Raw genomic sequence first — 5565 nt, 5'->3', positions numbered from 1 at the left:
CCGCTGAGAGCGACCTCCACTACGAGACCGACGCGGTCCGGTTATGGTGTGCCGGTCGAGGCAGGGAGATCCGCCGTGCACGACCTGGAACTCGTGGAGCTGGGCACCGTCGAGGCCGGCGACCATCAGCTGACGATCCGCGCGCACCGCGGCGCGGATCCCGCTTCGCCGGTGATGATCGTGCTGCCTGCGATGGGTGTGCCCGCCCGCTACTACCAGCCGTTCCTGCGCTCGCTGGCCGCCCGCGGCCGGACGGTGGTCAGCTTCGACCTGCGCGGGCAGGGGGAGGCGCTGCCCCGCGCGCGGCGCGGCATCCGCTTCGGGTACCAGGACCTGATCGACGACACCGGCGCCGTCGTGGACCTCGTCGCGCGCAACTTCCCGCAGGCGCCGCGTTTCCTGCTCGGTCACAGCCTCGGCGGGCAGGTCGCGCTGCTGTACTCCGCGAGCCATCCGGATCGGGTGAGCGGCGTGACGCTGCTGGGTTCCGGTTCGGTGTGGTTCCGCAGCTTCCAGGGCAGCCGCGCGTGGAAGAACCTGGCCGGCACGCAGGTGGTCGCCGCGTTGTCCGCGGTGCTGGGCTGCTGGCCGGGCGAGCGGCTCGGCTTCGGTGGCAGGCAGCCGGCCGGGGTGATGCGCGACTGGGCCAGGCAGGGACGTTCCGGCCGCTACCGCCTCGGTGGCTCGGACACCGACTACGAAGCCGCGCTGGCCGCATCGGACGTTCCGCTGCTGACGGTCACCATGGACGGTGACGAACTCGCCCCGGAGTCCTCAGTGGACCACTTGGCGGGCAAGGCCGCGCGGTCCGCGCGCACCAGGCGGCACTACTCGTGCGAGATCGCGGGCGCGGCGAAGCTGGGGCACTACGCCTGGGTGCACAACAGCGACGAACTGGCCCGCTGGATCGGGGAGTGGGCGGTGGCCGCCGCTGTCGAGCCGGCGGCCGAAAGCGGCTGACCGGCGGGACTGCTCGACCTGCGGATGCGTTGATCATGGGCGGTGGTCCACAGTGCGCGTCCGGAGAATCCGATTTCCGAGCAACCTCGATGCGGCCCGGTCCCGTCTTCGGGGCATGAGACCGCTACACACCACAGTGGGCGCAGGCGCCCTGCTCCTAGCGCTTTCCGCCTGCGCCGGACAGCAAGGAGACGTCGGTTTCGGTGGGCAGCCGCCCGCACCGCAGGAACCTCCGGCACCGGTGCAGCCGAAACCTCAGCAAGAACGCACACCGGTACCGGCGAACCTGATCAAGGCCAACATACCCGGGCAGTCCGGAACGCCGCGGGTGTGGACCCAGGACGGTGGCAACGTCGTCGTCACCACCGGTCAAGAAGGCGGCTGCAGCAAGGTGCACGCCGAGGTCGCCGACCAGAACGCCCAGCAGGTGAAGGTCCTGCTGGTCAACGAGACCCCGGAACCGCCGGGGATCTGCACGATGGACCTGCGCCACCCGCCGGTCGCGGTCCAACTGGACCAGCCGCTGGACCAGCGCACCGTGGTGCTGGAAGAGCGCGACGTGCAGGTACCGCGCCGCTGACGTGCGGACCTGCGCGCCGCAGGCACTTCTCCCGCAGGAGGTGGGGCTCCTGCGGGAGAAGTGCGTTCGCGCGTGAGTGGTGTGTAGCGAGGGCCGGGAGGTGCCACGGGCGCCTCCCGGCCCGTCTCATCGCGCGAACGACTCCTGCGGGCCGGGAATCGCGCGAACAAGCCCGCCGACCACGCCGAACGCACTGCTGAACCGCTGTGCCGGGTCGGGTCTGTCGCCGGTCCTGCCCACCTGCGACGCTGTTCGTCGGAGACGATCGATGGGAGGGACTCGGGTGTCCATGACGGATCCGGCGGTGGGCGCGCTCGACGGGCTGGTGAACCTGCGGGACCTCGGCGGCGTCCCCGCCGAGGACGGCGTGCTCACACGTTCGGGAGTGGTGCTGCGCAGCGACGCACCCAGGAACGGCGACCGCGCGCCGGAGGAGCACGCGTGGCCACCGCGAGTGGTGCTCGACCTGCGTGATGCCGCCGAACTCAACGGGGTCGCGCACCCGCTCGCCGCGGAGGCGCAGGTGCACCAGATCGAGCTGCTGGCGGGCATCCACTCGGCGGAGGTGAACCATCCGCTGCCGGTGCTCTACGAGTTGATGCTGGACAAAGCCGCGCACAAGCTGGTGCGGGTGTTCCGGCTCGCGCTGGAAGCGGACGGGCCGGTGCTGGTGCACTGCGCCGCGGGCAAGGACCGCACCGGGGTCGTCTCGGCGATGCTGCTCAGCGCGGTGGGCGTGCGCCGGGACGCGATCATCGCGGATTACGTGCGGACCGATCGGAACATGTTCCGCGTGCTGCAACGCCTGGAGATGGCGCCCGCGTTGCCGCCCGGGGTCACCGAGGAGGACGTGCGGGACCTGATCTCCACGCCGGTGGAGGCCATCGAAGGCGTGCTGTCGCGGTTCGAGGAGCACGAAGGTGCCGCGGCGGGCTGGCTGGCCGAGCACGGGGTCACCGAGGACGAGTTGTCGCGCTGGCGGCGGCGCTTCCTGGACGAGACCGGCGCTGAATCCTGAGTCCGGCCAGCGCTGTGTGCGGCTAGCGCTGGGCTCGGCGAGCACAACCTCGAGCAGCGCTGCAAGCGCTGAACCACCGGGCGAACATGCGAAAGGCCGGACCCGCCCTTGCGGCGAGTCCGGCCTTCCGGGGTGAGCGACCGGAAAACCGGTCGCGAACGTTCACTGCCGAATGCTTCCGTGACGAAAGTCACGTGTCAACGGCGCTGTCCTCAGCTGGCGTAGGCGCGCAGCCGGTCGGCCCGGTCGCCCTGGCGCAGCTTGGACATCACCTCGCGCTCGATCTGGCGCACCCTCTCGCGGGAGAGCCCGAACGCCTTGCCGATCTGGTCCAGCGTGCGCGGCTGGCCGTCCTCGAGGCCGTAGCGCATCCGGATCACCGCCGTCTCCCGCTCCTCCAGGGTCGACAGCACCCGGCGCAGGTCGTCCTGCAGGAAACCGGAGATCACCGCGTTCTCCGCGTCGGCGGACTCGGCGTCCTCGATGAAGTCGCCGAGCGGCGCGTCCTCCTCCGCCCCGACCGGCATGTCCAGGCTCACCGGGTCGCGGGAGTGGTCGAGCAGGTCCACGACCTTCTCCGTCGCCAGCCCGCTCTCGGCGGCCAGTTCGTCGTCGGTGGCCTCCCGGCCGAGCTTCTGGTGCAGGTCGCGCTTGATCCGGGCCAGCTTGTTGACCTGTTCCACCAGGTGCACGGGCAGCCGGATGGTGCGGGACTGGTCGGCCATGCCGCGGGTGATGGCCTGGCGGATCCACCAGGTCGCGTAGGTCGAGAACTTGAAGCCCTTGGTGTAGTCGAACTTCTCCACCGCGCGGATGAGCCCGAGGTTGCCCTCCTGGATCAGGTCCAGCAGCGGCATGCCGCGGCCGGTGTAGCGCTTGGCGAGGCTGACCACGAGGCGCAGGTTGGCCTCCATCAAGTGGTTCTTGGCCGTGCGGCCGTCGCGCACCACCGCCCGCAGGTCGCTGCGGCGTTCGGGCGCGACGTTGCTTTCCGTGTCCAGCACGTGCTTGGCGAAGACGCCGGCCTCGATCCGCTTGGCGAGGTCGACCTCCTCCTGCGCGGACAGCAGCGCGGTGCGCCCGATGCCGTTGAGGTAGACCCGGACCAGGTCGGCCGACGGCCCCTGGCCGTCGAGGTCCGCCTCGACGGAGACATCGGTGGGGTGGTTGGTCTGCGGGACGGTCATTGAGCTCCCTCCCTGACGGGCTGGCTTGCGGGCGTGCTCACGGCGCTGGCTGCGCGGTGCCGAGTCCGCGTACGCTCGGTGTTGCGGGCCGATCGGGCACGCCTTCCGTATGTGGACGGTTGTGCTTGTCTGCTGGTCGGTGCGGTGCCGTTGTGGTGAGCGGTGCCGCTTTGGTCTCGTCCGGGCTGTCAGTTCGGAGTGGTGCGCCGTGTTGGGTGTTGTGGCTCCACTCCGCGCCCGGCCGAGCCGCGCCGCACGCCTTCGCTCGGTGCGGCGGTGTGCGGCCGTGGGCCGGACTGTCGAAGCTGGATACCTGTAAAACGAACGTGACCTCGAATTCGTTCCCGGACTTCTCCACCGGCAGACGTCGCGGCCGTCACATCCGTTGCTCCGCGCAGTCTGAGGATCTGCTGAGAACCGGCGTTACATTCAAGCGTCGATCAACAACGTGAATGGTCCGTCGTTGACGCTGTCCACCGCCATCTCCGCACCGAAAACCCCGGTCGCCACCCGCGCACCGCGTTCGCGGAGACGCTCGACGACCTCGTCGACCACCGGTTCGGCCTGCTCAGGGCGGGCGGCCTCGGTCCACGACGGGCGCCGACCCTTGCGCGTCGAGCCGTACAGCGTGAACTGGCTCACCACCAGCAGCGGGGCGCCGGTGGTGGCGCAGGACTCCTCGTCGCGCAACGCCCGAATCTCGTGCAGTTTGCGGGCCATTCTGGCGGCCTGTTCGGAGCCGTCGGAATGTGTCACACCCAAAAGCACCAGGAGCCCGGGTTCTTCGATCTTGCCGACCGCCGCGCCGTCGACGGTCACCGATGCCCGCGCGACGCGACTGACCACTGCCCGCATTACTCGTCGTCCGCCCATTCCGCCGGGATCACCATTCCGTGCCGGACGAGTTCGCGGAACATCGGCACCGCGGCTTCGGCGAGTTGTTCCGGATCTTCCCCGGAACCGATCGCCAGCAGCTCGACCAGATCCCGCAGCGGCATCGCGCCGTGGCAGCCGGCGAGCAGCCGCACGCCGAGCTCGTCGATCTCGTGCTGCCAGCCGGGACCGTCGGTGCGGTGCAGCCGGTGCAGGAACCGCTCCCAGCCCTCGTCGCCGCGCGAGGCGAACTCCTCCAGCACGGTGGAGGACGCGGTCATCAGCCGCGCCGAGAGCAATCCTTCCGCGGAGCCGTGTTCGCGCAGCCAGTCGACCCGGCGCAGCCACGCATCGCTCTCCGGCCCCAGCGGATCGTCGAACGCCTGCCGCAGGTCCTCGCAGACGACTTCGCCGCGTTCGGACCCGGCACGGCGCAACGTGACGAAACCGAACCCGACGCCCTCGACGTCGTTCGCCGCGAACCAGTCCAACCATTCCGCGGCTTTGCGGCGCCCGAGGGCAGAACGCGGATCGAACCCCGCATCGCGCAACCAGGTCCCGACGTAGAGCGCCGGGTCCGCGACGTCGCGCTGCACGAACCAGGCGTCCACGCCGCCGGGCGGCAGCCAGCCGGCGACCCGGTCCTGCCAGTCCTCGCCCTTGCGGTGCAGCCAGGAGGCGAGCAACTGCCCGGTACCGCCTTCGTTCAGGAACGACGGCAGCTGCCGCACCATCAGCGCACTCGCGTCGTCGCCCGCGAGCCCGGAGTCGCGGTAGACGTAGTCGGTGCGCGCCGGGCCGACGACGAACGGCGGATTGCAAACGACCTGGTCGAACCGCTGCCCGCGCACCGGCTCGAACCACTCGCCCGCGGCGAGTTCCACGTCGATGCGGTTGAGCCGGAACGTCGCCGCGGCCAGTGCCAGCGCGCGCTGCGACACGTCCGT

General features: G+C 70.4%; 6 protein-coding genes. 3 read left to right on the top strand and 3 right to left on the bottom strand.

The window, feature by feature from the left end; translation table 11 throughout:
* From IJH84_RS28215 to IJH84_RS28205, 3 genes are all read left to right on the top strand, one after another.
* Window positions 1-960: alpha/beta fold hydrolase (locus tag IJH84_RS28215; protein ID WP_367269112.1), on the top strand; the 960-nt coding region annotated here is incomplete at its 5' end.
* A 241-nt stretch (window positions 961-1201) separates the two neighbouring features.
* On the top strand, window positions 1202-1540 hold the full coding sequence (locus IJH84_RS28210; RefSeq protein ID WP_295150985.1) for a hypothetical protein: 339 nt from the start codon (window positions 1202-1204) through the stop codon (window positions 1538-1540).
* 268 nt (window positions 1541-1808) lie between these two features.
* A complete protein-coding gene (locus tag IJH84_RS28205; protein ID WP_295150983.1) occupies window positions 1809-2558 on the top strand; it encodes a tyrosine-protein phosphatase in 750 nt (249 codons plus the stop codon).
* A 212-nt stretch (window positions 2559-2770) separates the two neighbouring features.
* Here IJH84_RS28205 and IJH84_RS28200 read toward each other — a convergent pair whose 3' ends face one another.
* From IJH84_RS28200 to IJH84_RS28190, 3 genes are all read right to left on the bottom strand, one after another.
* Entirely contained in the window at window positions 2771-3745 is a 975-nt protein-coding gene (locus IJH84_RS28200) for a sigma-70 family RNA polymerase sigma factor (RefSeq protein ID WP_200071271.1), read from the bottom strand.
* 429 nt (window positions 3746-4174) lie between these two features.
* The gene (gene dtd, locus IJH84_RS28195; RefSeq protein ID WP_295150981.1) at window positions 4175-4600 is read right to left on the bottom strand and encodes a D-aminoacyl-tRNA deacylase; all 426 of its coding nucleotides are present in this window, start codon (window positions 4598-4600) and stop codon (window positions 4175-4177) included.
* Window positions 4600-5565, bottom strand: a 966-nt coding sequence (locus IJH84_RS28190) for a methyltransferase (protein ID WP_295150979.1), incomplete at its 5' end; no start/stop codon positions are given. The genes IJH84_RS28190 and dtd, both read right to left, overlap by 1 nt.

Source organism: Saccharopolyspora sp. (assembly GCF_017434145.1).
GTDB classification, from domain to species: Bacteria; Actinomycetota; Actinomycetes; order Mycobacteriales; family Pseudonocardiaceae; genus Saccharopolyspora_C; species Saccharopolyspora_C galaxeae.
The sequence above is the reverse complement of the archived record's forward strand: the minus strand, read 5'-3'. Positions and strand labels throughout refer to the sequence as shown.